This is a genomic window from Limnohabitans sp. 2KL-51 (genome assembly GCF_003063645.1).
Classification (GTDB): Bacteria; Pseudomonadota; Gammaproteobacteria; order Burkholderiales; family Burkholderiaceae_C; genus Limnohabitans_A.
In genome coordinates this window covers 1-2,375 of record NZ_NESJ01000042.1, presented here as the reverse complement: position 1 = coordinate 2,375, position 2,375 = coordinate 1, and the positions used below count along the sequence as shown (strand labels likewise).

General features: G+C 53.3%; 4 protein-coding genes. All 4 read left to right on the top strand.

Annotated features, from left to right (window positions below; genetic code table 11):
- The first annotated feature begins 158 nt into the window (after positions 1–158).
- Positions 159–497, top strand: coding sequence for a VanZ family protein (locus tag B9Z49_RS21250; RefSeq protein ID WP_108355436.1), 339 nt, complete (start codon positions 159–161; stop codon positions 495–497).
- Positions 478–822, top strand: a complete 345-nt coding sequence (locus B9Z49_RS22610) for a hypothetical protein (protein WP_108355435.1) — start codon at positions 478–480, stop codon at positions 820–822. The genes B9Z49_RS21250 and B9Z49_RS22610 overlap by 20 nt, the downstream gene beginning before the upstream one ends.
- Positions 771–998: a hypothetical protein gene (locus tag B9Z49_RS21715; protein WP_146188589.1), complete on the top strand. Its 228-nt coding sequence runs from the start codon at positions 771–773 to the stop codon at positions 996–998. Before B9Z49_RS22610 ends, B9Z49_RS21715 begins: the two co-directional genes overlap by 52 nt.
- 883 nt (positions 999–1,881) lie before the next feature.
- Positions 1,882–2,082, top strand: coding sequence for a CopG family antitoxin (locus B9Z49_RS21235; protein WP_255418941.1), 201 nt, complete (start codon positions 1,882–1,884; stop codon positions 2,080–2,082).
- Positions 2,083–2,375 lie beyond the last annotated feature (293 nt).

Sequence of the window (2,375 nt, the reverse complement as noted above, 5' to 3'; positions counted from 1 at the left end):
TTGATAGGTTGGGAGTGCCAAGGCTGTCATGACCTCAAGCTCTCGAACCGCCGGGTGCGGACCCGCATGCCCGGTGGTGTGGCAGGGGTGGCTGCAATAATTGCGGCCCCCCTATGCCGATTCTGGGGTGTGGTTTTGATTTTTAGGGGTTGGATGCCATGGTTTTGATGCGCAGCGCTTGGGTGTTGGCCATGCTGGCGGTGACTGTACTGGCCTTACTGCCCGTTGAGCATTTGCAGTTGCCAGTTTTTGATTGGTGGGACAAGGCGCAACATACCTTGGCTTTTACTGTCATGACCGCTTGGGCTTTGTGGATTTGGCCTGTGTCGGTGCCGCGCGTTTTGCTGGGCATGCTGGCCTATGGGGCGGGCCTGGAATTGGCGCAGTGGGCCGTGGGCTGGCGTTTTGCCGAATGGGCCGATCTGGCGGCCGATGCGGTGGGGGTAGCCTTGGCCTGGGTGCTATTTAAAAAAGCTCATGGGGGCAGCGCCCGATGAATTCGTCGCCCCTGCAAAACTCCTGAAACCCACATTGACGGCCACACGATGCCATGAGCAGATCGAGCAAACCGCCATCCTGATGCAAGGCTTGGGCGTCAAGCCCGCGGTGGTGTACGCCGACTTGGGCTACCGGAGCGGAGACAAGGACAACCCGGACATTGAGATCAAACACCGAGGCAAAGACAAGCGGCTGACGGATGAAGAGCGCAAGCTACTCAAACGGCGCCAAACGATCGAGCCGATCATCTGGCACCTCAAGCTGATCACCGCATGGACCGCTGCCACCTCAAAGGCTCAGAGGGCGATGCACTTCACGCGGTGATGTGCGCTGCGGACTACAACATCCGCTGGTTCCTGCGGATAATTGTCAAAAAAGGCCTCGGCCTTTTATTGCGATTGCTGCAGGCAAGCGGTTTGACGGACTTGTTTGCGAGATTGGCCGAAATCTTCGGCCTTAAGCGACTGCAAAACTCAGACCAGCGCTGGGCGCTGGCTTGAAATGAATTTTGCAGGGCTTACTATTTGATCCTGTATATTCAGATGCTAAATTCCTGCTACGTCGGATGGTGCGGGAGGAAATTTGCAATGGGCTGAGTGCCGGTTTTGTTCTGTTTATTTATACCTGCATGTAAATACAGTGACTGGTCTGGAACCTATGGCGCTAGCCGATTGCAATAGTTTCAACAAAAAGATGTATCGACACGGTCCCGGTGTATCAACCGAGTTTTACGGTCTACATCATGTCAGTCGTCAAATTCCCTTCCCGCAACATTGATCGGAGAGCTCATGAAGAAACACCTAGTCGCAATCCTCTGCTGCTTCGCTGCCGTCGCGAGCGCCCAATTTCAGACGGCCAAGGTTACCGGCTATATTCCTTATGAGTCTGGAGGGAGGCAGATCTTTATCTTTCAGCTGGAAGGCAACGCTTCTGGCGGTTGCAACACGACATCTCGATTTGCGGTTGACAGCAACTCGTTGAAGTTTAAGGGCACACAGGCTGCAATAATGGCCTCATTTCATACTCAGACTGATGTAACGGTTGTGTATGCCCAGACTTGCGGTGCCTGGGTAAATTCCTGGGATGTCGTTGCTGCTTGTGTTGGAAACATACCTTGTTAGAAGCAACTTATTGTCTTTTGAGAAAACCTCTGCTACCTCTCACATTGACGGCTAACCTCTCGCTCAACCGGACGCGGAACGGGGTGCCGGTTAGCTCGAACGTTAGGCGTCCGAAGAACACCTCCTTAATCACCGCTATAGTGCCGGCCCGATCAACCTTTTTCACCGGGAAAACAAATGCTTATTAGATCTCTACTTCCGCAAGTACTCATTGCCACAGCGGCACTCGCGCCCACTTTGGAGGTAAACGCCTGGGACAGAGTTGTTTGGGGGGCAGCTAAAGTTTGACCTCTCGGGCTTCAAATCGATGCGATTCGAAATTGAAGCGAAGTTAGCAGCATTGCATTTGCGTTTGCCGCAAGCTGTTTTTGAAGCCGTCAAAACCCGGGCTCAAGCTCAAGGTATCCCTTACACCCGTTATGTTCGGATGTTGCTGGAAAACGACTTGGTGAAATCGCGCTGAGCAATTAAAAGAAGGTCATTAATTGGGATTACATTAATTGGGGTCAGGTCCCAATTAATTGAACGCCTATCGGCAATCGCCCACGGGGTGGGCTCCTACGAATACATGACTGATTTCGACAACGATTATGTGCAATGGAAAGCCTGGGAGAGCCAGGCTTTTTGCGTTGTGCGCCCAGCATGGGCGCACACCTGCGGGTGCAAGTCCCGCTGCGAGCTGGTCACAGTGAGCAAAGTGAAACGCAACTGCGTGAGGGTGACCGAACGTGGGAAGGAAGCGTGGATCGTAAATCG